This is a genomic window from Pantoea sp. USMM079, assembly GCF_037153115.1.
Taxonomy (GTDB): Bacteria; Pseudomonadota; Gammaproteobacteria; order Enterobacterales; family Enterobacteriaceae; genus Pantoea; species Pantoea communis.
In genome coordinates, this window is the sequence record NZ_JBBCKX010000001.1 from 108286 (window position 1) to 132277 (window position 23992).

At 42.4% G+C, this 23992-nt stretch carries 20 protein-coding genes; 17 read left to right on the top strand and 3 right to left on the bottom strand.

The window, feature by feature from the left end; translation table 11 throughout:
- The first annotated feature begins 234 nt into the window (after positions 1-234).
- From galF to WFP70_RS00545, 17 genes are all read left to right on the top strand, one after another.
- Entirely contained in the window at positions 235-1128 is an 894-nt protein-coding gene (gene galF / locus WFP70_RS00465) for a UTP--glucose-1-phosphate uridylyltransferase GalF (RefSeq protein WP_097116653.1), read from the top strand.
- 44 nt (positions 1129-1172) lie between these two features.
- Positions 1173-2186 (top strand): UDP-glucose 4-epimerase GalE, encoded by a 1014-nt coding sequence (gene galE / locus WFP70_RS00470; RefSeq protein WP_058962022.1) that lies wholly within the window; start codon positions 1173-1175, stop codon positions 2184-2186.
- 531 nt (positions 2187-2717) lie between these two features.
- Positions 2718-4133, top strand: coding sequence for a mannose-1-phosphate guanylyltransferase/mannose-6-phosphate isomerase (locus tag WFP70_RS00475; RefSeq protein WP_337022313.1), 1416 nt, complete (start codon positions 2718-2720; stop codon positions 4131-4133).
- A gap of 15 nt (positions 4134-4148) precedes the next feature.
- Entirely contained in the window at positions 4149-5528 is a 1380-nt protein-coding gene (gene cpsG, locus WFP70_RS00480) for a phosphomannomutase CpsG (protein WP_337022314.1), read from the top strand.
- A complete protein-coding gene (locus WFP70_RS00485; RefSeq protein WP_442956329.1) occupies positions 5528-6322 on the top strand; it encodes an ABC transporter permease in 795 nt (264 codons plus the stop codon). Before cpsG ends, WFP70_RS00485 begins: the two co-directional genes overlap by 1 nt.
- A complete protein-coding gene (locus WFP70_RS00490) occupies positions 6322-7539 on the top strand; it encodes an ABC transporter ATP-binding protein (protein WP_337022316.1) in 1218 nt (405 codons plus the stop codon). Before WFP70_RS00485 ends, WFP70_RS00490 begins: the two co-directional genes overlap by 1 nt.
- Positions 7540-8439, top strand: coding sequence for an FkbM family methyltransferase (locus WFP70_RS00495; protein ID WP_337022317.1), 900 nt, complete (start codon positions 7540-7542; stop codon positions 8437-8439).
- Complete coding sequence (locus tag WFP70_RS00500; protein ID WP_337022318.1) at positions 8440-9657, top strand: hypothetical protein; 1218 nt, start codon at positions 8440-8442, stop codon at positions 9655-9657. It begins immediately after the preceding gene.
- Positions 9650-11029 (top strand): glycosyltransferase family 4 protein, encoded by a 1380-nt coding sequence (locus tag WFP70_RS00505; RefSeq protein WP_337022319.1) that lies wholly within the window; start codon positions 9650-9652, stop codon positions 11027-11029. Before WFP70_RS00500 ends, WFP70_RS00505 begins: the two co-directional genes overlap by 8 nt.
- 46 nt (positions 11030-11075) lie before the next feature.
- On the top strand, positions 11076-12116 hold the full coding sequence (gmd, locus tag WFP70_RS00510) for a GDP-mannose 4,6-dehydratase (RefSeq protein WP_337022320.1): 1041 nt from the start codon (positions 11076-11078) through the stop codon (positions 12114-12116).
- A 1-nt stretch (position 12117) separates the two neighbouring features.
- Positions 12118-13020, top strand: a complete 903-nt coding sequence (locus WFP70_RS00515; RefSeq protein WP_337022321.1) for a GDP-mannose 4,6-dehydratase — start codon at positions 12118-12120, stop codon at positions 13018-13020.
- A complete protein-coding gene (locus WFP70_RS00520) occupies positions 12996-14162 on the top strand; it encodes a glycosyltransferase family 4 protein (protein WP_337022322.1) in 1167 nt (388 codons plus the stop codon). The genes WFP70_RS00515 and WFP70_RS00520 overlap by 25 nt, the downstream gene beginning before the upstream one ends.
- Entirely contained in the window at positions 14159-15274 is a 1116-nt protein-coding gene (locus WFP70_RS00525; RefSeq protein ID WP_337022323.1) for a glycosyltransferase family 4 protein, read from the top strand. Before WFP70_RS00520 ends, WFP70_RS00525 begins: the two co-directional genes overlap by 4 nt.
- Positions 15275-15408: 134 nt before the next feature.
- Positions 15409-16818 carry an NADP-dependent phosphogluconate dehydrogenase gene (gene gndA, locus WFP70_RS00530; protein WP_337022324.1) on the top strand — a complete coding sequence of 470 codons (1410 nt, stop codon included), beginning with the start codon at positions 15409-15411 and terminating at the stop codon, positions 16816-16818.
- Positions 16819-17016: 198 nt separating this feature from the next.
- Positions 17017-17964: a glycosyltransferase family 2 protein gene (locus tag WFP70_RS00535; protein WP_337022325.1), complete on the top strand. Its 948-nt coding sequence runs from the start codon at positions 17017-17019 to the stop codon at positions 17962-17964.
- Between the two features lie 42 nt (positions 17965-18006).
- Positions 18007-18909 carry a hypothetical protein gene (locus WFP70_RS00540; RefSeq protein ID WP_337022326.1) on the top strand — a complete coding sequence of 301 codons (903 nt, stop codon included), beginning with the start codon at positions 18007-18009 and terminating at the stop codon, positions 18907-18909.
- Positions 18902-21193 (top strand): hypothetical protein, encoded by a 2292-nt coding sequence (locus WFP70_RS00545; RefSeq protein ID WP_337022327.1) that lies wholly within the window; start codon positions 18902-18904, stop codon positions 21191-21193. Before WFP70_RS00540 ends, WFP70_RS00545 begins: the two co-directional genes overlap by 8 nt.
- 58 nt (positions 21194-21251) lie before the next feature.
- Here the strand turns inward: WFP70_RS00545 and WFP70_RS00550 are convergent, their stop codons facing one another.
- The 3 genes from WFP70_RS00550 to WFP70_RS00560 all read right to left on the bottom strand — a co-directional run bounded on the left by WFP70_RS00550 (position 21252) and on the right by WFP70_RS00560 (position 23904).
- Entirely contained in the window at positions 21252-22367 is a 1116-nt protein-coding gene (locus WFP70_RS00550) for a succinylglutamate desuccinylase/aspartoacylase family protein (RefSeq protein ID WP_337022328.1), read from the bottom strand.
- A 170-nt stretch (positions 22368-22537) separates the two neighbouring features.
- The gene (locus WFP70_RS00555) at positions 22538-23335 is read right to left on the bottom strand and encodes an ABC transporter substrate-binding protein (RefSeq protein ID WP_160832717.1); all 798 of its coding nucleotides are present in this window, start codon (positions 23333-23335) and stop codon (positions 22538-22540) included.
- A gap of 65 nt (positions 23336-23400) precedes the next feature.
- A complete protein-coding gene (locus tag WFP70_RS00560; protein ID WP_337022329.1) occupies positions 23401-23904 on the bottom strand; it encodes a YbaK/prolyl-tRNA synthetase associated domain-containing protein in 504 nt (167 codons plus the stop codon).
- Positions 23905-23992: the final 88 nt, after the last annotated feature.

Genomic DNA, 23992 nt, shown 5'->3' on the forward strand with positions numbered 1-23992 from the left:
CTGCAAATCAATGGTCTTATCCCCGGTGCTTTTTCCATCAATCTCCCACTGTTTTTCAGCAGTTTAGCCGGTTCATTTTCCGTGTCTCAGGCGAAGCGGCAGCCAGGCGTTTTGGCGATTTTTGATGTCGTGACAGAGAGTTAGTGTCGGATTTTCAGATAAAGATTATACTTGCTGCACCGGCCGATCCTGCATAATCGACCCCACGTATTCACTTCATGAAATGGAATAAATATGACCAAGCTTAAAGCAGTAATCCCGGTTGCGGGTCTCGGTATGCATATGCTCCCTGCAACAAAAGCTATCCCGAAAGAGATGCTGCCAATCGTCGATAAACCAATGATTCAATACATCGTTGACGAGTGTGTAGCAGCGGGCATCAAGGAGATTGTGCTGGTCACCCATGCTTCCAAAAATGCAGTGGAAAACCACTTCGACACCACTTATGAGCTGGAAGCGCTGCTCGAAGCGCGCGTAAAACGTCAGCTGCTGAGCGAAGTGCAATCAATCTGTCCTCCTGGCGTGACCATTATGAACGTGCGTCAGGCGAACCCGCTGGGTCTCGGCCACTCTGTGCTGTGTGCACGCCCAATGATCGGTGATAACCCATTTGTCGTCGTGCTGCCAGACGTGCTGCTGGATGACTCTACGGCTGACCACCTGCGCTATAACCTCGCCGCCATGGTCGCGCGCTTCGAAGAAACCGGTCACTCACAGGTACTGGCGAAACACATGCCAGGCGAAGACCTGACCGAATACGGTGTTCTGACCACCGAGCAGCCGATCGATAACCCAGGCGACATCAGCACCATCACCAACATTGTTGAAAAACCAGAAGCGGGCCAGCTGGACTCAGACCTGACTGCGGTCGGTCGTTATGTGCTGTCTGCGGACATCTGGCAAGAGCTGGAAAAAACTGAGCCGGGCGCATGGGGCCGTATCCAGCTGACCGATGCCATCGCGTCACTCAGCAAGAAGAAACCGGTTGATGCACAACTGCTGACCGGTACCAGCTTCGACTGTGGTAAAAAAATGGGCTACATGCAGGCATTCGTTTCTTACGGTCTGCGTAACAACGCACAGGGTCGTGATTTCCGCGAAGCTATCCAGAAAATTCTGGCGAAATAATCCATTCTCATGCCGCGCCGCTTGCGCGGTTTAAAGGAGTACACATGGCTATTTTGGTAACGGGCGGAGCAGGGTACATCGGCTCCCATACGGTGCTGGCGCTGTTAGAGCGCGGCGACGACGTTGTGGTCCTGGATAACCTTTGCAATGCTTCGCGCGAAGCCGTCAATCGCGTGGAGAAGTTGTCGGGCAAGAAAGCGGTGTTCGTTGAAGGCGACATCCGCGATCGCGCGTGCCTGCGTGACTTGTTTGCAGCCAACGACATCTCTGCTGTGATTCACTTCGCGGCGTTGAAAGCCGTCGGCGAATCCACGCGCATGCCGCTGGAATACTACGAGAACAACGTGGCAGGCACCGTGGTGCTGCTGGAAGAGATGCGCGCTGCTGGCGTGTGGAACTTCATCTTCAGCTCATCAGCGACCGTATACGGCGCCGATGCACCGGTTCCTTACGTGGAAACCACGCCAATCGGTGGCACCACCAGCCCGTACGGCACCTCTAAGCTGATGATCGAATTCGTGATGCGCGACTTCGCTAAAGCTGACCCGAATTTCAAAGCCATCGCGCTGCGCTACTTCAACCCGGTTGGCGCGCATGAGTCTGGCGAGATTGGTGAAGACCCAACCGGCATCCCTAACAACCTGCTGCCGTATATCGCGCAGGTGGCGATTGGTCGCCTGGAGAAGCTGGGCGTGTTTGGTGATGACTACGACACGCCAGACGGCACCGCACAGCGCGACTATATCCACGTGGTGGATTTGGCCGAAGGGCACCTGAAGGCGCTGGATCATCTGCCGAAAGTCACCGGTTACAAGGCGTATAATCTTGGCGGCGGGGTAGGGTTCTCGGTGCTGGAAATGATTAAAGCGTTCGAGAAGGCTTCTGGTAAGGCGATTCCATTTGAGTTTAAGCCGCGTCGTGATGGCGATCTGCCGGCGTTCTGGGCGGATGCGACGCTCGCAAATAATGAGCTGGACTGGCGGGTGACACGTGGGATCGATGCGATGATGCGCGACACGTGGAACTGGCAGAGTAAGAATCCGGATGGGTTTAAGTAACTCTCGATGAATTGATCAAAACCCGGCATCTGCCGGGTTTTTTTATGGCTAAATTTACTAGCATCATGGTTGTTTGTTTTTTAATCACGCGCGTGATTTTAAACACAGATTATTCCTAAACCCGGGCAGATAAGATTAACGTTCGAACTCTATATGCCAATGTTAGACCATGGAGAAAATTCGAGCTTTAACTATCCGAAAAAACAACTATATTCAATCAGGTCAATGGGTTGGATTTAAGCGAAACGATTAGGTGATATAAAGCTTCGTAACAGTCGCATAAGACAATAACCATGTTATTTCATCAGCACAAAATGTATTATTTGCGGTGGCTTTGGTGTGGGCTAAGGCTTGATGAATAATTAACCGCCTCATGTAAGAGAGGCGGTGCACACAAATTTGACTTGTTACACAGCATATTGGTTGCTGCAAGCCAAGGGCGGTAGCGTGGCTGTTTTTTATAATGCGTTGAAAAAATAACCCGCTCTAAATTGATAAAGCAGTTTTAAATGACACATTAGAGGTTGTGGAATGTTACTTCCCGTAATTATGGCCGGAGGAACCGGCAGTCGTTTGTGGCCCCTTTCACGCGAACTTTATCCAAAGCAATTCATCAGTTTGCATGGGCAGCACTCAATGCTTCAGGAAACCGTCAACCGCTTAACTGGAGTTGAAGCACGCGCTCCTCTGGTTATCTGTAACGAAGAGCACCGCTTCCTGGTCGCAGAACAACTTCGCCAAATCAACAAGCTTTCTCACAACATCATCCTTGAACCGGTTGGCCGTAATACCGCCCCGGCCATTGCTCTCGCTGCGCTGAATGCGGTTGAGCAGGGAGATGACCCTGTACTACTGGTATTGGCTGCAGACCATGTTATTGAAAATCGTGCAGCATTCCATCAGGCAATTACAACTGCTACTAAATATGCCAAGCAAGGCCATTTAGTCACCTTCGGTATCGTGCCGACAGGTCCTGAGACAGGCTACGGTTACATCCATCGTGGAAGCCAGATTTCGGATGATTTGAACGCCCCATTCGGCGTACAACGCTTTGTCGAAAAACCCAATCTTAAAACAGCGGAAGATTACCTCGCATCCGGTGAATATTACTGGAACAGCGGCATGTTTATGTTCCGCGCAAAACGTTACCTGCAAGAGCTGGAAAAATTCCGCCCTGATATTCTTGAAGCCTGCCAGCGTGCAATGGCTAACGTGAAAGAAGGCAGTGACTTCATTAGCATCGATAAAGATGACTTTATCGCGTGTCCGGATGAATCCGTTGATTACGCGGTAATGGAACAAACCGACGCGGCTGTAGTTGTGCCATTGGATGCAGGTTGGAGTGATGTCGGTTCATGGTCAGCGCTGTGGGAAGTGAATGAGAAGGATGCAGCGGGTAACTCACTGAAGGGCGACACTTTCCTGCATAACACCAAAAATTGCTATATCAACAGTGAAGACCAGTTGGTTGCAGCCATTGGTGTAGAAGATCTCGTGATCGTAAACACCAAAGATGCCGTACTGGTTGCGCGTAAAGATCAGGTGCAGGACGTAAAACGTGTCGTTGAATTCCTGAAGTCAGAATGTCGTAGTGAGTATCGCCGTCACCGTGAAACCTATTGGCCATGGGGACGTTGCGATCTGATCGTTAACACCGGACGTTTTAACGTAAATCGTATTACGGTGAAACCGGGTGAATCATTCGAATTACAGATGCATTATCATCGCACTGAACACTGGGTGATTCTGTCTGGTACCGCGAAGGTAACGATTCAGGATAAGACCCTGTTGTTAACCGAAAACCAATCTACCTTCATTCCTATTGGTCACCAGCACACGCTTGAAAACCCTGGAAAAATTCCTTTGGAGCTATTGGAAATTCAGTCAGGTTCATACCTCGGTGATGACGATCTCATTCTGATTAAAGAGCAATTTGCCCGTAAATAAGGATTCAAAGAAATAATGGAAGCACTAACTTGTTTCAAAGCTTACGATATTCGTGGTGAGCTGGGCAAAGAGCTCAATGAAGATATCGCTTATCGTATTGGCCGTGCATACGGCGAATTCATTAAGCCAAAAACAATCGTCGTCGGTGGAGACGTACGCCTCACTAGTGAATCTCTGAAGCTGGCGTTAGCAAATGGTCTGCGGGACGCTGGCACAGATGTGCTGGATATTGGCATGAGCGGTACAGAAGAGATTTACTTCGCCACTTTCCACCTCGGTATTGATGGGGGAGTAGAAGTCACCGCCAGCCATAATCCAATGAACTACAATGGCATGAAACTGGTACGTGAAGGCGCACGCCCTATTAGCGGTGATACAGGCCTCCGTGATGTACAGCGCTTAGCCGAAGCGAATGAGTTTTCAGCTGTCGATGAATCAAAGCGCGGTTGCTACAAACAGATTTCAGTGTTGGACGCTTATGTAGATCATTTGATGGGCTACATCGATTTGGCTAATTTTAAAAAGCCAATGAAACTGGTGATCAACTCAGGCAATGGCGCTGCAGGCCATGTCATTGATGAAATAGAAAAGCGCTTCCAGCTGGCAAATGTGCCGGTCAGCTTCATTAAGGTGCACCATCAGGCAGATGGCAACTTCCCTAACGGCATCCCTAACCCTTTACTGCCTGAATGTCGTAAAGATACCTCTGATGCAGTACGTGCACACAATGCAGATATGGGCATCGCTTTTGACGGTGATTTTGATCGCTGCTTCTTGTTCGATGAAACTGCAGAGTTCATCGAAGGTTACTATATCGTGGGCCTCCTGGCTGAAGCGTTCCTGAAAAAAGAGAAGGGCGCTAAAATCATTCATGACCCAAGATTGACCTGGAACACCATAGATGTGGTGACCAAGGCGGGTGGCATCCCTGTAATGTCAAAGACTGGACATGCGTTTATTAAAGAGCGTATGCGTGAGGAAGATGCGATTTATGGTGGTGAAATGAGTGCGCATCACTATTTCCGTGACTTTGCTTATTGTGATAGCGGGATGATTCCATGGATGCTGGTAGCGGAGTTGCTGGCAACGAAAGGGAAAACCTTGTCACAGCTAGTGAATGAAAGGATGAAATCATTTCCATGCAGTGGCGAGATAAACTTTAAAGTAAGAGATTCAAACGTTGTCCTCTCAAAAATTGATGAGGGGATTGGGATAAAATCTATTCAATCTGACAATATAGATGGGAAAAGCTTTGAATTTGAAAATTGGCGGATGAATGTAAGGACATCAAATACTGAGCCATTACTTAGATTAAATGTTGAATCTAAAAATGACTCACGATTAGTCAACGATATGGTGGATGCTATCTCGAGTTTAATTAAGGATCAGGAATGATATCATCAGTTATTAGATCCTTATGGAGCTATCGAGGTTTCGTGCTCGGCAATGTAAAGAGAGAGTTTCAATCTAAATATCAAAACTCTCTCTTAGGTGCAGCATGGAATATTTTGAATCCTCTTTCAATGATAGTGGTTTACACTGTGATATTTTCACAGGTAATGCATTCGAAGATGCCAGGCGTATCAAATACGTTTGGTTATAGTATTTATCTTTGTTCAGGGATTCTTACTTGGGGCCTTTTCGCGGAAATCGTTGGAAGAGGGCAGAATGTGTTTTTAGAATATGCAAACTTATTAAAAAAAGTTAGTTTCCCCAGGCTTTGCCTCCCAGTAACAATAGTATGTAATGCATTGCTAAATTTTTTCATTGTGTTTGGATTGTTCACAATTTTTCTAATTTTTACAGGGAATTTCCCTGGCTTAAACTATTTTGCATTAATCCCGGTTGTTTTAGTGTTAATCGTTTTTGCTATGGGACTAGGGATAACATTGGGCATCCTCAATGTTTTCTTCAGAGATGTTGGGCAGTTCTTTGGCATTGCACTACAGTTTTGGTTTTGGCTAACGCCAATTATTTATCCAGCAGAAATTCTGCCTGCAAAAGCACAACAATATCTATCATTAAACCCAATGTATGGCGTGATAACTGCCGCTCAGAATATTCTTGTAAAAGGTATGCTTCCCAGTTTCCATCAACTCATCCCTGCCTTGTTTATCGGATTAGTTCTTTGTGTGGTCGGACTTAAGTTGTTCCGGAAACATTCCGGCGAAATGGTGGATGAACTATAATGGGTAAAATTACAGTAAAGAATGTTGGAAAAGCATATAAACAATATGCGACAAGATGGAGTAGGTTAGCAGAGTGGTTCTTACCAGGGAAAAAGAAATATCACAAATTAAAATGGGTTTTAGAAGATATTTCTTTTGAAGTTAATCCTGGAGAAGCCTTAGGTATTATCGGGATTAATGGTGCTGGAAAAAGTACGCTGCTGAAAATGATTACGGGCACAACTCAGCCAACTGAAGGTTTTATCAGTTTAGAGGGTAGAGTTGCAGCCATGCTTGAATTGGGTATGGGTTTCCATCCAGACTTCACTGGCCGGCAAAATGTTATCATGTCAGGTCAGTTGCTGGGGTATAGCTTAGAAGAAATCAATAATTTGATGCCTTCTATAGAAGATTTCGCAGAGATTGGTACATACATTGACCAGCCAGTTCGCGTCTACTCTAGCGGGATGCAAATGAGGTTAGCGTTCTCAGTGGCAACAGCAGTCAGGCCTGATATCTTGATTGTAGACGAAGCTCTATCTGTAGGTGATGCGTACTTCCAACATAAAAGTTTTAACCGCATTCGCGAGTTCAGTCGAGCAGGTACTACGTTACTCATTGTTTCACACGACAAACAGTCTATCCAGAGTATTTGCGATAAAGCCATCTTGTTGAATAAGGGTAAACTTGAACTGGAAGGCGACCCTGAATCCGTAATGGATTATTATAATGCTTTGTTAGCAGATAAGCAGAATCAAAAAATTGAAAGAGTTGAGCTGGATAATGGAAGTATTCAAACAATTTCGGGAAGTGGCGAGGCCACTGTAAAAGACATTAGAATATTAAATGTCAGAGGTGAAAGCATTGAGTTCATCGATGTTGGAGAGTCGATTACACTAAAAGTTACAGTTTTAGTCAATGAGGATTTGCCTAGACTTGTTTTGGGATATGGAATTAAGGATCGATTAGGACAGGTTGTATATGGTACGAATACCGATCTTAAGAAACAACCTATTCTGGATGTAAAGAAAGGTACGGAATATGTTTTTAATATTAATTTTAATGCTAACCTGGGACCAGGAAGCTACTCGATACAAACAGCTTTAGTTAGCACTGATACTCATTTAGTTAATAATTATGAGTGGCGCGATCTTGCGATGGTTTTTAATATAATAAATATAAATAAACCTCATTTTGCTGGAACAGCCTGGATAGACCCTGAAATAGAGATAAAATAAATGTCGATAGTAAGTTATGCTCAAAATTTTGAAGATGTAATGCTATGGCGGGCATTAGGAAATATAACCAACGGATTCTATGTAGATATTGGTGCTAATGATCCCATAATTGATTCTGTGACAAATTTATTTTATCAAAATGGTTGGAGTGGAATAAATGTCGAGCCTCTCAAAAGTCATTATAACGCTTTAATTGAAAGCAGGAATAGAGATATTAACTTGAATCTGGCGGTATCTGACAGAATAGAAGAGCTTAATATCTGGGAGTCTGAAATTAGAGGTTGGGCAACTCTTGATGAAAAGGTTGCAGAGCAACATGAGCTTAATGGTTTCAAAGGTGAATGGTCAAAGACGTCTACAAAAACATTGAGTTACATATTTGAGAAGCATCTTTCTTCAGATAATAAAGAAATTCACTTCCTTAAAATTGATGTTGAGGGCGTGGAAGAGGCTGTTGTCAGAAGCAATGATTGGAAGAGATATCGACCATGGATTCTTGTTATTGAGTCTACTGCACCTAATTCTAAGATGGAAAGTCATGAGCAATGGGATGATATTCTGAAGAATAATGATTATATTTTCTTATACTTTGATGGCTTGAATAGATTTTATGTCAGTAAGGAACATGAAGATTTAGCCGTCCATTTTCAAACCCCTCCTAACATATTTGATGAATTTATTTCCAGCGCAGAAGAGAATTACAGAAAAATGACAATCTCTTTGAATGAAAAAATAATTGCTTTAAATTCTGAAGTAGAAGGTTATAAGAGAGCTATAGACGGCCTTAATGACCGTATTTATACTGCAAATAATAGACTCAATGAAGTATATAGTAGCAATTCATGGAAAATGACTATGCCTATAAGAAAAGTTTCGTCATTTTTCAAAAAGGAAAGCTAAATGAAATCTATTCTTTTTCTTAGTACATATCCATTTGCCAAACCTAGGCATGGTGGACAAATTAGACTCAATCAACTTGTTAAAAAATTCAAATCCAATGGTTGGATCACTCGCTCCATTGCTGTTTATGAACAAGAAAGCTTTTTAGGAGATGAACTTGGCACGTACGATGTTCCTTTTCCTGTAAACTCCAAATTTCGATTATATAAAAATAGAAGCGTACCATTAATTAATGACCTTCTTACAGGAGGGTTCGCAGTCTCTAAAGATGGTGGCTTAGATAAGATAGTTTCCAATCTACCCGCTAATATCGATGTTATTCATGTTGAACAATGTTGGTTGTGGGAGTTGGTTAAAAAAATAAAGACCATTCCAAAATATAGTAATGCAAGTGTTGTATTTGGCTCCCAAAATATTGAATATCTATTAAAAGAAGATATATTAGAACAATATCAAGTTAAAGATAGAGCAGATGTCATTGCAGATATTAAATCTTTAGAGCTAAATGCAGTATTAGGGGCGGATGTAGTAGCTGCAGTTACACAAAATGATATTAATCACATGAAACAGTGGGGGCGAGAAAACATTCAGCTAGCTGCGAATGGCATTGAGCCCTGGGACTCGAGTTTATCCAATGATAAATGGAAAAGTAAACTTCCAAAAACCCCGTGGATGCTTTACATAGCGAGTGCACATCCTCCTAATTTTACTAGCTTCAATAAAATCATTGGCGAAAGCTTGGCATGCATTCCTCCAGACAGCAAACTTGTCATTGCTGGAAGTGTATGCGAGCACATCTACAAAGAAATATTAAAATCAAAGTGGTCTAACATAAACATTAGTCGGATTGAGCTCTTGTATGTATTAGATGATGAAGATTTAGCAGTTGTAAAAAACCTTGCTCATGCGTATTTTCTTCCAATAGAACACGGTGGCGGTTCAAACCTTAAAACGGCTGAATCACTTTATTCTGGCAAACCTGTAATAGGTACGGTTTCATCATTTAGAGGATTTGAGCAATATTGTGATAATCCCCGTGTGAAAGTTATACGTTCGCCTGGCGATTTTTTTTCTGCGACGAGGACTGTGCTTACTACACGATTGCCAGAGTTAAGCCGAGAAGAACGTGTAGACTTGGAGAATTTAACATGGAATAAAACGTTAGATGTTTTATATTTTGACGTTGAAAGAAAATATGAGGCTTCAGTGAATGCATAATGTTTGGCTAGATGTTACAACAATCATGGGTTGGCAAAGAGCAGCAGTTGGTATTGTGAGAACTGAAGTTGAGTGCGCAACATATGCATTAAAGAACATTTCTTCAATAAATGCTAAATTTTGTGTTTATAACCCTTTAACAGGTTACTCAGAAATAGATAGACTACTTGTTGAAGCAACGATAAAAAAAATAAACGGTCACGTTGCTAGCAAAGCTTCTGTGAAAGCTACAGAGTCGATTAATCAAATCGATAATAAGGTCAGGGTTAAAAATTTAATTATTAAATGCATTAAGATTTTACCTTCGACTATACAGAGGAGGGTTGTAAATTATCTAATTCCTCGCAGAAGTTCTGTAAGCAGTTTATTAGCGTCAATACGCTATGCTAAACTAGCATTTAAACAATTTTTCAAGCCTGAATTGGCCTCCTCCTTTAACATCACAAGCATTGAAAGTGAAGTAATCAACAAGCACCCCTTCAAGAGTGGGGATGAATATATTTCATTGGGTCTTGACTGGGATCAAAAGGATTTTCAGTATCTTTATAGGTTAAAAAAAGAACTAAACCTTAAAGTTAAACTTTTTTGCTATGATGTGATACCGGTGAAATTACCTCATCTTTGTGTTGGGGATGTGGCAGGTAAGTTTTCCCATTACTTCTCAAATGTAGCTTGGTGTGCCGATGAAATATTTTGCATATCTAAATGCTCACGTGATGATCTAAATGACTTGTTGATTCAATTAGGTACCCCTATTCCTAAACTTACAATAGTTAAACTAGGCTGCGAACTTCCTGAGCTTGAACCTGAATATAAAATCTCTGATGAAATTAAACTTTTATTAGGAAAAAAATACATTTTATTTGTCTCAACGATTGAAAGACGCAAGAATCATGAGGTTCTTTACAAGGCCTACACAAGACTTATAGATAGTAAAGTAGATAATCTTCCACTCTTGGTTTTTGTTGGTATGCCTGGTTGGGGAATGAATGATTTTATTAGTGATTTAAATCTTGATCCAAGAGTCAAAGGAAAGATTATTCAGTTGAATAATGTTTCTGATCCCGAGTTAGTTGAGTTATATAGAAATTGTTGGTTTACAGTGTACCCTTCTTTATATGAAGGATGGGGACTGCCGGTTGCAGAAAGTCTTGCTTTTGGAAAATATTGCTTGGCATCTTCAGCGGCATCTGTTCCTGAAGTTGCGGGAGATTTGCTTGATTATATAGATCCCTGGGATGTACTAGGTTGGTCTGATAAGATAAAATATTTCGTTGAAAATCCAACGGCAATACAACAAAAAGAAACGCGAATTAATGTAGAATACAGGTCTACTAAATGGTCGGAAACTGCTTCTTCAATTTTCAATTGATTGACATAGTAGTTGGTTTTTATCGTAAATTAATATGGAATTAAGTATGAGTGATAAAATTGCAATTGTAACTGGCATTACTGGACAAGATGGTGCCTATCTCGCTGAATTATTGTTAAGCAAGAATTATACTGTCTACGGTACTTACCGCCGCACAAGCTCTGTTAATTTCTGGCGTATTGAAGAATTAGGCATTAAGGATCATTCAGACCTGCATTTAGTAGAATACGATTTAACTGATCTGTCTGCTAGCATTCGTCTGTTACAACAAAGTGGCGCAACTGAAGTTTACAACCTGGCTGCGCAGAGTTTTGTAGGTGTCTCTTTTGAACAACCATTAACGACAGCTGAAATTACCGGTATTGGCCCTGTAAATTTGCTGGAAGCAATTCGTATTGTTAATCCAAAAATTCGTTTCTATCAAGCTTCAACTTCAGAGATGTTTGGTAAAGTTCAGGCTATTCCCCAAAAGGAGGACACGCCCTTTTATCCTCGTAGTCCATATGGTGTTGCAAAGCTTTATGCACACTGGATGACGATCAACTATCGTGAAAGTTACGGAATTTTCGCTTCAAGCGGCATTCTGTTCAACCATGAATCACCGTTACGTGGACAAGAGTTTGTCACTCGTAAAATCACCGATTCCGTTGCAAAAATTAAGCTTGGGAAGCTTGATGTACTTGAATTAGGCAATATGGATGCTAAACGCGATTGGGGCTTTGCTAAAGAGTACATTGAGGGAATGTGGTTAATGCTTCAGGCTGATGAGCCAGATACTTTCGTATTGGCAACAAACCGCACTGAAACAGTACGTGATTTTGTTTCGATGGCGTTTAAAGCTGTTGGTATTGAGTTACGCTTTGAAGGTAAAGAAGACGAGGAAGTAGCGATCGATGTTGCAACTAATAAGGTCGTGGTTAAAGTGAACCCTAAGTTCTATCGTCCTGCTGAAGTAGAGTTATTAATTGGTGATCCGCAACGAGCTAAAGACATTTTGGGTTGGGAGCCAAAAACGACGCTTGAAGAACTTTGTGCAATGATGGTTGAGGAAGATCTCCGTCGCAATAAACAAGGATTTTCATTCTAATATGAGCAATGGCAAAAAAGCTTTGGTCACTGGGATCAAGGGTTTTACAGGCCATTATATGGCAGCGGAATTATCCGCTGCCGGATATGATGTTTTTGGCCTAGGTTCAGCACCTCAAAAAAAATCCGATAAATATTACCAGGTTGACCTTACTAATCAGAACCAGGTTAAAAATGCTATAGACAGCATAAGCCCTGATGTTGTTATTCATCTTGCAGCAATTGCATTTGTCGGGCATTCTAATCCCAATGCATTTTATGAAGTAAATCTTTCCGGTACACGAAACCTACTGACAGCGTTAGCAGAGACACAACATAAACCGAATGCGGTACTCGTTGCGAGCAGTGCTAATGTTTATGGTAACAATACGCCAGGAAAACTTGGTGAGACTACAGAAGCAAATCCTGCAAATGATTATGCTGTTAGCAAACTGGCCATGGAATATATGGTTAGATTATTCAATGAAAAATTACCTTTAATAATTACCAGACCCTTCAACTACACTGGAATAGGTCAGGCTGATAATTTTTTAATTCCTAAAATTGTTAAGCATTTTCGCGAAGGTAAAGACGTCATTGAGCTGGGGAACATTGATGTCTGGCGTGACTTCTCTGATGTACGTTACTTGACCAGATGCTATGCAGAGCTGCTGAAGAGTGAGGCTTTCGGAAAAACTGTCAATGTTGCTTCGGGTGAAATGCATTCACTTCGTGAGGTCATTCGACTTTGTGAGGAGATCACTGGTCACGACATTCGTATTGAAGTGAACCCGCAATTTGTTCGTCCAAACGAAATAAAAGAATTATGCGGTGATATTACATTATTAAATAGTCTGATTGGTCCTCAACATCCTAAAGTGCCGCTTAGAGAAACATTGAAATGGATGCTGGAAGTAAAAAATTAAATATTGTCTTCTCAACTGATTGTATTAAATATCCTTTAACCGGGATAGGTCGTTACGCTTTTGAGTTAGCGATACAACTTCAGCAGCGTAAAGATGAGCTTTCACTCACCTATTTACATGGCACACAATTTAAAGATTCATTAGTGGTGGCTAGTGAATCAGTACAATCCGTCCAATCGATTAAGCGCACGCTGCAAAAAAGTAGAGCTGCGAGTGAAGTATATCGGCTTATTTATCCTTTCCTGAAATCACGTGCACTCAAAAAATTTAGAAATTCTATTTTTCACAGCCCTAATTATTATCTTCCACCTAACGTTGATCATTGTGTTGCAACTTTTCATGATCTTTCTGTGTTTCATTGGCCGCAGTTTCACCCTGCAGGCCGTGTGCATTTAATGCAGAAAGAATTGCGTCATACCGTGAAACGCGCTGCTATGTTGATTACTGATTCACATTATACTAAAGAAGAGTTAATGGAATATTTTTCATTAGATGAGAATAGAATTTCAGTAGCTCCCTTAGCGTGTAATGAGCAGTTCTACCCTCGTACTGAAGAGCAAGCGCGGACAGTACTGGAGAATTATAGATTAAATTGGCGTCGGTTTTTTCTCTACACCGGCACCATTGAGCCTAGAAAGAACATTTTGACACTTTTGCGTGCCTATGACCGTTTGCCACTCACAGAAAAGAGTAAATTTCCACTCGTTATTAGTGGTTATAAAGGTTGGGAAAACGAAGAACTCTTTAGGCTCTTTGATAAAGGTGAGCGCGAAGGTTGGTTGAGATACTTAGGGTTCGTACCTGGTAAGGATTTACCCGTCCTCTTTAGTGCAGCAAATTGTTTTCTTTTCCCATCAATTTATGAGGGATTTGGATTGCCTGTTCTAGAAGCCATGACTTCAGGAACCCCCGTCATATGCTCTAACGCAACATCACTACCCGAAGTCGCAGGCGATGCTGCGTTAATGCATGAGCCAGAGGATATCGACATGCTCGTGCATTATATGCAAATGATGATAGAAGATATTTCAGCAAGGGATCGAATGATGCAGTCTGGACTTGCTCAATCGCAGCAATTTTCATGGTCACTCTGTGCTGACAAAACAATAGAAGCCTATGAGCAGGTCGCTAAATTTATATGATAAAAGTTCTTCATTGCTATAAAACCTATTACCCAGATACCTTCGGTGGGATTGAACAAGTTATTTATCAGCTTGCCGAAGGTGGGGTGAAAGAAGATATCCAATCAATTGTTTTCACTCATAGTCCAGCATTTGGGCAGACAACGACTATGTTTGCCCATCATACAATCCATCGTGTCAAAACATTATGTGAGTTTGCTTCAACGCCTTTTTCATTGACTGCGATCTCAGATTTTAAGAAACTGGCCTCTCAGGCGGACATTATCCACTACCATTTCCCTTATCCATTTATGGATTTGATGCATTTTGCAGCAGGAATTAAAAAACCTTCAGTTGTGAGTTATCACTCTGATATCGTAAAACAAAAGGCGCTTTTAAAACTGTATGCACCTTTAATGAACCGATTTCTCAGTAATGTTGATTGTATCGTTGCTGCATCCCCGAACTATGTAAAAAGCAGCCCTATACTCCAAAAGTACAAAGATAAAGTTCAGGTAATACCATACGGACTGGATAAGCATTTTTACAAAAACAAAGATGAAAATGTTTTAAATAAATGGAAGGAACGTTTCCCACAAGGTTTTTTCTTATTTATCGGCACATTCCGCTATTATAAGGGGTTGCATATCCTTATAGAAGCCGCGAAAAATAGCCAATATCCAATTGTTGTAGTAGGCGCGGGGCCGATTGAATCCGAATTAAAATCGCAAGCACAAGAAGCAGGAGTAGAAAATATCTACTTCCTTGGCGCGCTGGAGGATACTGATAAATCAGCGTTACTACAGCTATGTACTTGCTTAGTATTTCCTTCACATCTGCGATCTGAAGCTTTTGGTATTTCTCTGTTAGAGGGAGCACTTTATGCTAAACCGCTTATCTCTAGCGAAATTGGAACAGGGACAACCTATATAAATATAGATCGTGTCACCGGACTGGTTGTCCCTCCTTCTGATCCTAGTGCGCTGCGTAACGCTATGGATGAAATTTGGAATAATCCTGTGCAAGCAGAAACCTTAGGGAAAGCCGCCCACGAGCGTTTTGAAACACTCTTTACGGCTGATAAGATGATTGAAAGTTACACTAAGCTTTATAAGTCCATGTTAATCATGTGATTACTCTTAAGATATTTTCATTGTACTATCGCACCAATCATTACCTCTCATCGGCTATCCTGAGTTAACATATTGGACACTTACAGGTTGGTGTTACTGATAACACCATGCGAGACCACAGACAGGAGTATGTAATGTCCAAACAACAGATCGGCGTTGTAGGTATGGCAGTGATGGGCCGTAATCTGGCTCTTAACATCGAGAGCCGCGGTTACACTGTTTCTATCTTCAACCGTTCGCGCGAGAAGACAGATGAAGTTATCGCTGAAAGCCAGGGCAAGAAACTTGCTCCGTTCTACACTGTAGAAGAATTCGTTCAATCACTGGAAAAACCACGCCGTATACTGCTAATGGTACAGGCGGGTGAAGCGACAGATAAAACTATCGCTTCTCTGACTCCTCACCTCGACAAGGGTGACATCCTCATCGATGGCGGTAATACCTTCTATAAAGACACCATCCGTCGTAACAAAGAACTCTCAGACCAAGGCTTCAACTTTATCGGTACCGGTGTTTCTGGCGGTGAAGAGGGGGCATTGAAAGGCCCTTCAATCATGCCTGGCGGTCAAAAAGAAGCGTACGAGTTGGTTGCGCCAATTCTTGATAAAATCGCAGCGCGTGCTGAAGACGGTGAAGCTTGTGTTGCATACATCGGTCCAAACGGTGCCGGCCATTATGTGAAAATGGTGCATAACGGGATCGAATATGGTGACATGCAGCTAATTGCTGAAGCCTATGCACTGCTCAAAGGTGCGCTCGGTCTGAATAACGAAGAGTTGGCTAACACTTTCACTGACTGGAACAACGGTGAGCTTAGCAGCTACCTGATTGACATCACCAAAGATATCTTCACCAAGAAAGATGAAGACGGTAAATATCTGGTTGATGTGATTCTGGATGAAGCAGCAAATAAAGGTACCGGAAAGTGGACTAGCCAGAGTTCTCTTGACCTTGGTGAACCGCTGTCTCTTATCACCGAATCAGTCTTTGCTCGCTACTTGTCTTCTCTGAAATCACAGCGTGTTGCTGCTTCTAAAGTACTAAGCGGGCCTCAGGCTAAAGCTTTCACCGGTGACAAAGCTGAGTTTGTTGAGAAAGTGCGTCGTGCTCTGTATCTGGGCAAAATTGTTTCTTATGCTCAGGGCTTCTCTCAGCTGCGTGCAGCCTCAGAAGAGAACAAATGGGATCTGCACTACGGTGAAATTGCTAAGATCTTCCGTGCTGGCTGCATCATCCGAGCTCAGTTCTTGCAGAAAATCACTGATGCTTATGCTAGCAATGCTGATATTGCTAACCTGCTGCTGGATCCATACTTCAAAAACATCGCTGATGAATATCAGCAGGCATTGCGTGATGTGGTGTCATATGCAATCCAGAATGGTATCCCAACTCCTACCTTCTCTGCTGCAATTGCCTATTACGACAGCTACCGTTCAGAAGTACTGCCAGCTAACCTGATTCAGGCTCAGCGTGATTACTTCGGTGCGCATACTTATAAGCGTATTGATAAAGACGGCGTATTCCACACGGAGTGGTTGGATTAATTGTATTAATTAAAAAAATCCCAGCTTGCTGGGATTTTTGTTTTTAAAGCTATTGTCTTTCAATTTAATTCGTATTCATTCTATCAAAGTTACAATAATTAGAATTTTATTTTGTAGTAAGTTAAGCTAAGTTACTTAGAATTCAGTGGTTTTCACTGAATTCTATATTTTTCAAACAATATAATTTGGGATGTAAAATTGAAACTGATCATACAAATTCCATGTTTTAATGAAGCAGGAACTCTGGATATTGCACTAAAAGCCTTGCCACGACAGGTCGATGGTTTTGATAAAGTTGAATGGTTAATCATCGATGATGGGAGCACTGATAATACTGTTGAAGTTGCAAAAAGGTGCGGTGTAGATCATGTTATACAACATATGGGAAATAAAGGGTTAGCTGTTGCATTTATGACTGGCATCGATAATTGCCTCAAGTTAGGTGCAGATGTAATAATTAATACTGATGCTGATAACCAATACGATGCAAACAATATACCTGATTTGGTGGGGCCAATTTTAAACCATAGATCTGAAATGGTCATTGGTGCAAGACCAATAGCCACTATTGAACACTTCTCTCCTGCAAAGAAGTTATTACAAAAATTAGGAAGTTGGGTCGTGAGAGGTGCAAGTAAAACATCAGTGCCTGATGCCCCAAGTGGATTTAGGGCTATTAGTAGAAGCGCGGCGCAGAAGCTCATCGTGTTTAGCGAATACACATACACTCTTGAAACAATAATTCAAGCTGGCCAAAAAGATATCTCAATATGTTCTGTCCCGGTGAATGTTAATGAAGATTTGCGCCCTTCGAGGTTAGTGAAGAGCATTCCATCCTATATTCAAAGAAGTATATTTACCATTATCAGGATTTTCGTTATTTATCGTCCTTTTAGATTTTTCCTTACTATTGGTTCGATATTAATGACTTTGGGACTGCTGATTAGCCTTAGGTATATGTATTTTTATATTTTCCAGACTGGTGAAGGGCATGTACAGTCTCTCATACTTTCTGCCGTTCTTATCATGATGGGATTTCAAACTATACTGGTATCTTTCTTAGCCGATTTGCTTTCAGCAAACCGAAAACTCCTCGAAGATATACGTGTCAAAACCAATAAAATATTGCATGACGAAAAAGACTAACGGGTATTTTCTGTTTTTAGGATTTGTATGATGATAAGCCATATGTCAGGCGAAAAAAAAACAGCCAAAAATAAGTATGCAAAGCTGCTGAATACAATAGGCAGCATCTTGGCAGTCTCTAGTGTAATATTTGTTGCAATTCGTATAAATAATTACATGACAGACAGTGTTCTAGTTTTTTTTAATTTTAGAAATACATTTTTGTTTATTGGCTTGGCATTGATTTACGGTGTTTCAAGCCTTTCTTTAGGATGTGTATGGGGGAATTTGCTTGCAAAGTGTGGGGCGGTCACTTCATATCGGTGGTCTATATCAATATTTGGCATATCCCAAATAGCCAAGTATATCCCTGGAAACATATTTCACTTCGCTGGAAGGCAAGCGTTAGGAATGGCTGATGGAATATCTGGGAAATCTTTAGCTAAATCAACTTTAATTGAGTTAATGCTTTTAGCTATCAGCGGTGGGATGTTTTTAATAATAGTTTCCCCTGTTTTTTTGGGGTTTAATTTGTCATCAATAAAATATTCTATAGCTTGTTTCTTATTAGTGCTTTCGATTGGTACCCTTTTGTCTAATCGACTTTTTGGTGTATATGTTACAAAGGCATTTTTTATTCAAATTTCTTTTTTGACATTTTCAGGCTTTTTGTTTTTACTTGTTCTTTGTTTGGTTAATAGTCTCGAATTTCTTAAGGTAACGCCTTGGTTAATTGTCTTCATTCCATCCGTTTTTATAACAGCATGGCTTATAGGACTAATTACTCCAGGCGCTCCCGCTGGGCTTGGAATAAGAGAGTTAATACTTATATATTTCTTGAGTGGTTATATATCTAATGAGAACATACTTCTGACTGTAATGATTTCACGGGTTATTACAGTTCTAGGTGATGTAGTGTTCTACTTGATTTCACTATATATTAGAAGAGTTAGTTTGAATGTATAATTATTTTCGCGCATTTTTTAATGCTAAAATGTGTATTATTATATTTTCATTGTTTTTTGCTTTAACAATAAACAATGTGCTTCCTTATATTTCCTTGCCGACTATGGGGCAGGCACTCTGGGCAATGGGGTATGCCAAATCTATAGGCAATGGAGGATTCTTTAATCTTTATGCTCATGATATTGGCATACCTGAACCCGCAGCGATTGCCTTTGGTTTGTCAGCTGTAATCCCGATTAGTTGGTTAATAAAATTGGGCATGTTGCCAGAGGCAGCATACAGTTTTGTTTTTGCAGCATGGATGGCGCTCGCTTTTTGGGGCTGTTACCAATTATCAAGGTTGTTCAAACTTGAACCAACAGTCTCCGCGCTATTTTCGATGCTTTGGCTCATTTTACCTGTTGTAACCAGGCACTCAGGTTACTCAATGTTAATGCTAGGAATTGCATTAATTCCTTTTTATAGTTGGACTGCTTATAATTTTTTAGCCGCAGAACGTACTGGTAAGTTAAGCATTCCACTCAGCTACCTGAATTTTTTAGTGACAGTTATCATCTCTGTTTTTATGGATGGTTATACTTTTGTCATGTTTGCTGTTATTGCGTCTGCAGTTTTGCTATTCTCTTTTATAACTTCGACCAATAAAGTTAAATTCATTGTATTTAAGGCTGTTTTTTTTGCTGTTGCCTTTGCATGTGCATATTTTTTGTATTCAAAGTTCATTGGAAAGTCAAACTATCAAGCTGAGCCTCTTGATTTTTTTCGCGGTTGGGGTGTAGACCTATCTTTTTTAATTAGACCAGCAAAGGGCGTTTTTTGGTTATCAGACACTTTAGGACTTTCTAAGCATCGACTAGGATCTGAATATTTTGGAGATGCATCAGTTTGGGATACGACTTTTTCTTTGCCATTTTTATTGATTGGCTTTTGGGGATGGTTTAAAAATAAGAATAAAAGTATATTCATACATTGCTTATTTATTGTTGGTGTTTTTTCTATTTATATGTCTATGGGGCCATCTTTAAAGTTCCACTCCTTTAAACCTGATAATTATTCAGAGATAAACACGCTTGCCAATGATATGTTAATGCCTGCTAGCTATGCCATTGCTCCCACTGGTAATGCATTAATATCAACATATTTGCCGGGTTTTAATGTAATGCGGGCCTCATATCGATGGATTGCATTAGGGTTGTTTTGTTTTTGGGCTTTATCGATCTGTTACGTTCGTAACCTCAAACATTGGTTGCGATATTTAATCGTTCTTTGTTTGATTACTCTGTACATCCCACATCTAAAAAAGAATTGGGATTATGGGCGAGCAAACTTTTACTCTATTGGTAATATTAATAGTAGTTTAGTTAAGGACCTTAATCACGATATACCTGCCAATTCTAAAGTTGCGTTTATCCCATGGAATAATGATTTCTTTGCTAATTATTTGGCGCCTTTTTCTGGGTTCAAGACTTTTAATATTGGAGGGGATAAGAATCTTGATAACGCGAAGTTGTATTGGCCTAAAATAATGGTTAATCTTCAGGGTAGTCTTAGCGTAAATCAAGTTCCTTACATAACTCAATTGCTTTTAGATGAAAAGGTAGATTATATAGTATTGCCATATGTTAATATGCTCTGGTCTGCTCACTATTGGCTTTGTCCAGATGAAACCTTACTGCCCCTTTCATATGAGAAGAGATTGTCGCTAAAGAATGATTTGAAATTCTACTGTCCGGATGTGCAAAAGAATAACTTGAGTGATGTTGTCAAAACTCTAAAAGAAATACCTTTCATTGATGTTATTAATCGTGATCTGTATGCGATTTTGAAAGTTAACAATGACAAGTATAGAGACTATACGACCTCTGGTATTTCATCTTATCCAATTTTGATAAATGAAGATAACTATGCACTTAGTTCTATTCTGGATAATGGTTGGTATTATAGAGAGAGTGGGCATGTGTGGTCAAAGGCAGAGTCTGAAATTGTCCTCAGTGTGCCAGCGAAAAATTTAAAATATTTCTCACTGAAGTTTAATGTGTTACATACGCCTGGGCGTGAGAATGTGAATGTAACGTTTCGAACATTCGTCAATGGTAAACAATTACAAAAAGATGTCATAGTGGACAGCGCTGAAAATGTGGTTGTAAATATACCTATTGATTTTAGTTCTAAGTCTCAGAGAATAACCATGCAAGTCCACAATGCTAAGTCTCCTGCTGAATTAGGTATAGCGCCTGATAACAGAATACTCGGTATTTCTTTGCAGGAAATTTCAACAGAATAATTTGCAGGAAATTTTAACAAAGTAATAAATGTGGATGGCCTTGCAACAGGCCATCATTTTAAACCACTAACAACTCACCCTCTCTTTCCGCATTCTCCCCCGCAAGTCTCACCACCAGCATTCCCGCCGTAGCAAACTTCATCAGATTCCGCGCATACAGCACCCCACCAAACTCTGCCACCAGCGGCGTCACCTGGTCGGTAATCGGGTCCACAATCTCCGCTACCACTTCACCCGGCTTAATCCATTCCCCTAACTCGCGGCGATTCAATAACAACCCGGAATGCGGCGCATGAATATATTCACAACCCGCCAAAGGTGTTGCAGGGTTGATCAGGGCAGGGGACTCACTCACGTCACCCGCAATGTAGCCACCCTCAATCAAGGCATTAATAATCGCATCCGCATCCTTCTCCGCCTGTTCTGGCGAAACATCAGCAACCCCACGTAATTCTAACGTCACTGGCAACAAACCCCGTGGCATCGGATACTCACCACCAAACCGCTCGGCCAGCGTTAGCCACGGCTCGCAGCAGGCCTCATCAAACGGCTCGCCACCAGAGATTTGGGCCAGAAGCTGTACTTCGCTACCTAACCAACGCGCTAAAGGCTCGATATCCTGCCATGCGTGCGGCGTGGTGTAGAGATGCGGCAATGCATCCCAGTCGCAGTGCAGGTCAATCATCAAATCAGCCTGACTGGCCATACGCATCAACGTGAAGCGCTGCGCATCCAGTTCGGTTTTAGCAATGCGATCGCGATAATGGAGATCAATGGCATCACGGATCAGCCGCTTGTTTTCATACTCGCTTTGCGTCAACGAACCGGCCAACTCTTCAGCCAGGGTATCGCCTAACGCCGGGAAACGGCGATTGAAATCCTGACCTGAAAGCGTATGGAAGCGACCCAAATGGCTGCCGTGCCAGTGTTGCCCCATCGCCAGCGGATTTGCCACCGGCACCAGCGTAATTTTGGATTTGAGCTGCCCGGCCGATTCCAGCGCCAGCAGCTTGTGTTTCAGATACCACGCCACCGCCATACCCGGCAGTTCATCACCGTGCAGTGCCGCCTGAATGTAGACGCGCTGCTGAGAATCGGTACCGAAATGAAAGCTGACGATTTCGCGCTGTGTACCGAGGGAAGCACTTAACAAGGGATGATGTTGTTGTTGCATGGCGCGGTCGATGTCCTGTATCTATGGCACGCTGAACGTCGCGCCTGATTAATTTTATTGACTGGAATTATAGTGCTGCTGTGAAAATGAGCGGGTATGAAGCCGCTAAATTTGCGCTTGCTCATGTTAGCCGCGCGAACAGGGCGGCCATGAAGCCGCCTCTGCATTGATTAATGCTGGATCGAGATATCGGTGGCGAAGTACTTCTTCTGGATCTTGTCAAAAGTGCCGTTTTTCTTGATTTCAGCAAAGGCGTTATCAAGGGCTGTTTTCAGCTCTTCATCGCCTTTACGCAGTCCAATCGCTGTACCTGGACCGATAATCGGGTCTTCCACAATCGGGCCAGCGAGCTCGAAATCTTTGCCTTGCGGATGTTTCAGGAAGCCGTTAGCTGCCTGTGCTGCATCGGTAAACACCACATCCAGACGACCAGAGATCAAATCACTTTCAACCTGTGCTTGATCGCCATAAGGCACCACGTTCACGCCGTGTGGCTGCCATTTTGCCAGTGCATAGCGCTCCTGCACGGTTCCCTGCTCAACACCAACCGTTTTGCCTTTCAGCGATTCAGCCGTTGGCAGCAGGCCAGAGCCTTTGCGTGCAATTAATTGGGTGTGCGTATCATAGAGCGGCACGGTGAAGTCGATCTGTTTCAGACGCTCTTCAGTGATACCCATATCCGACAGGATGGCATCAAACTTGCGGGCTTTCAGCGCTGGAATCATGCCGTCGAACTGGCTCTCAACCCACACGCATTTGGTTTGCATCTGCTCGCACAGCGCGTTGCCCAGGTCGATATCAAAACCCACAAGTTTGCCCTGCGGGGTTTTGGATTCGAAAGGAGGGTAGGTTGGATCAACCGCGAAGCGTACTTGTTCAATCTTTGCCTGTGCGCCAAATGCGCAACCTGCCAGCACAGCCAGCGCCAGCGTCTGACGCAGGCGGGCAGTAAAACGAGAACTTGCCATAATATCGGTCTTCTTTTTCGTGATGTGGAATAACGCAGAGTACCGATCACTGTCCGCCATGGCAATTAGCAGGTTATTTTCATGACGTTACCATTATGCATGGTGCGATAATCCGCCACACTCAGTACCACTGATTTTTCCAGCAGACCCGCGTTAAAGGCGATTTCGTCGTAGCGTTCAAACAGCAGCGGGTCAACCACCAACCGCAGGTCGGGATGGAAACTGAAGGGTGGAATCGCACCGAACACACAGCCCGTTAATGCGTCCACCTCTGCGGGAGAAGCCAAAGACGCGCGACGCCCACCCACCGCTTCAGCCACTTTGCTCAAATCCGCCTGTTGATCAGCCGGCAGAACCGCCAACACATGCTGTTTGATACCGTTACCTTTGACATGGCACACCAATGCTTTGGCGCCTTGTCCCACTTCAGTTCCGCGAATCTCAGCAACAGCTTCACATTTGCCAGTCGCGGGATGTTCCATCACGCGATAACGCGCGTTGTGCTGGTCGAGCAGGGCAATCAGTTTTTCATGAGTGGTCACAGAGGAACCGTCCTTATAAAGCGCCATGATTGTGCCGCGAAGTGCCGGGTGAAGAGGGTAATTAACGCGCGGTGAGTTGCGATGAGATTCACGCGTTAATTTGAGAAGCATACTG

Excerpts from the sequence above, each read along its gene's own strand:
- galF (WP_097116653.1), top strand. The coding sequence starts at position 235 with ATGACCAAGCTTAAAGCAGTAATCCCGGTTGCGGGTCTCGGTATGCAT.
- galE (WP_058962022.1), top strand. The coding sequence starts at position 1,173 with ATGGCTATTTTGGTAACGGGCGGAGCAGGGTACATCGGCTCCCATACG.
- WFP70_RS00475 (WP_337022313.1), top strand. The coding sequence starts at position 2,718 with ATGTTACTTCCCGTAATTATGGCCGGAGGAACCGGCAGTCGTTTGTGG.
- cpsG (WP_337022314.1), top strand. The coding sequence starts at position 4,149 with ATGGAAGCACTAACTTGTTTCAAAGCTTACGATATTCGTGGTGAGCTG.
- WFP70_RS00490 (WP_337022316.1), top strand. The coding sequence starts at position 6,322 with ATGGGTAAAATTACAGTAAAGAATGTTGGAAAAGCATATAAACAATAT.
- WFP70_RS00495 (WP_337022317.1), top strand. The coding sequence starts at position 7,540 with ATGTCGATAGTAAGTTATGCTCAAAATTTTGAAGATGTAATGCTATGG.
- WFP70_RS00500 (WP_337022318.1), top strand. The coding sequence starts at position 8,440 with ATGAAATCTATTCTTTTTCTTAGTACATATCCATTTGCCAAACCTAGG.
- WFP70_RS00505 (WP_337022319.1), top strand. The coding sequence starts at position 9,650 with ATGCATAATGTTTGGCTAGATGTTACAACAATCATGGGTTGGCAAAGA.
- gmd (WP_337022320.1), top strand. The coding sequence starts at position 11,076 with ATGAGTGATAAAATTGCAATTGTAACTGGCATTACTGGACAAGATGGT.
- WFP70_RS00515 (WP_337022321.1), top strand. The coding sequence starts at position 12,118 with ATGAGCAATGGCAAAAAAGCTTTGGTCACTGGGATCAAGGGTTTTACA.
- WFP70_RS00520 (WP_337022322.1), top strand. The coding sequence starts at position 12,996 with ATGGATGCTGGAAGTAAAAAATTAAATATTGTCTTCTCAACTGATTGT.
- WFP70_RS00525 (WP_337022323.1), top strand. The coding sequence starts at position 14,159 with ATGATAAAAGTTCTTCATTGCTATAAAACCTATTACCCAGATACCTTC.
- gndA (WP_337022324.1), top strand. The coding sequence starts at position 15,409 with ATGTCCAAACAACAGATCGGCGTTGTAGGTATGGCAGTGATGGGCCGT.
- WFP70_RS00540 (WP_337022326.1), top strand. The coding sequence starts at position 18,007 with ATGTCAGGCGAAAAAAAAACAGCCAAAAATAAGTATGCAAAGCTGCTG.
- WFP70_RS00545 (WP_337022327.1), top strand. The coding sequence starts at position 18,902 with ATGTATAATTATTTTCGCGCATTTTTTAATGCTAAAATGTGTATTATT.
- WFP70_RS00550 (WP_337022328.1), bottom strand. The coding sequence starts at position 22,367 with ATGCAACAACAACATCATCCCTTGTTAAGTGCTTCCCTCGGTACACAG.
- WFP70_RS00555 (WP_160832717.1), bottom strand. The coding sequence starts at position 23,335 with ATGGCAAGTTCTCGTTTTACTGCCCGCCTGCGTCAGACGCTGGCGCTG.
- WFP70_RS00560 (WP_337022329.1), bottom strand. The coding sequence starts at position 23,904 with ATGGCGCTTTATAAGGACGGTTCCTCTGTGACCACTCATGAAAAACTG.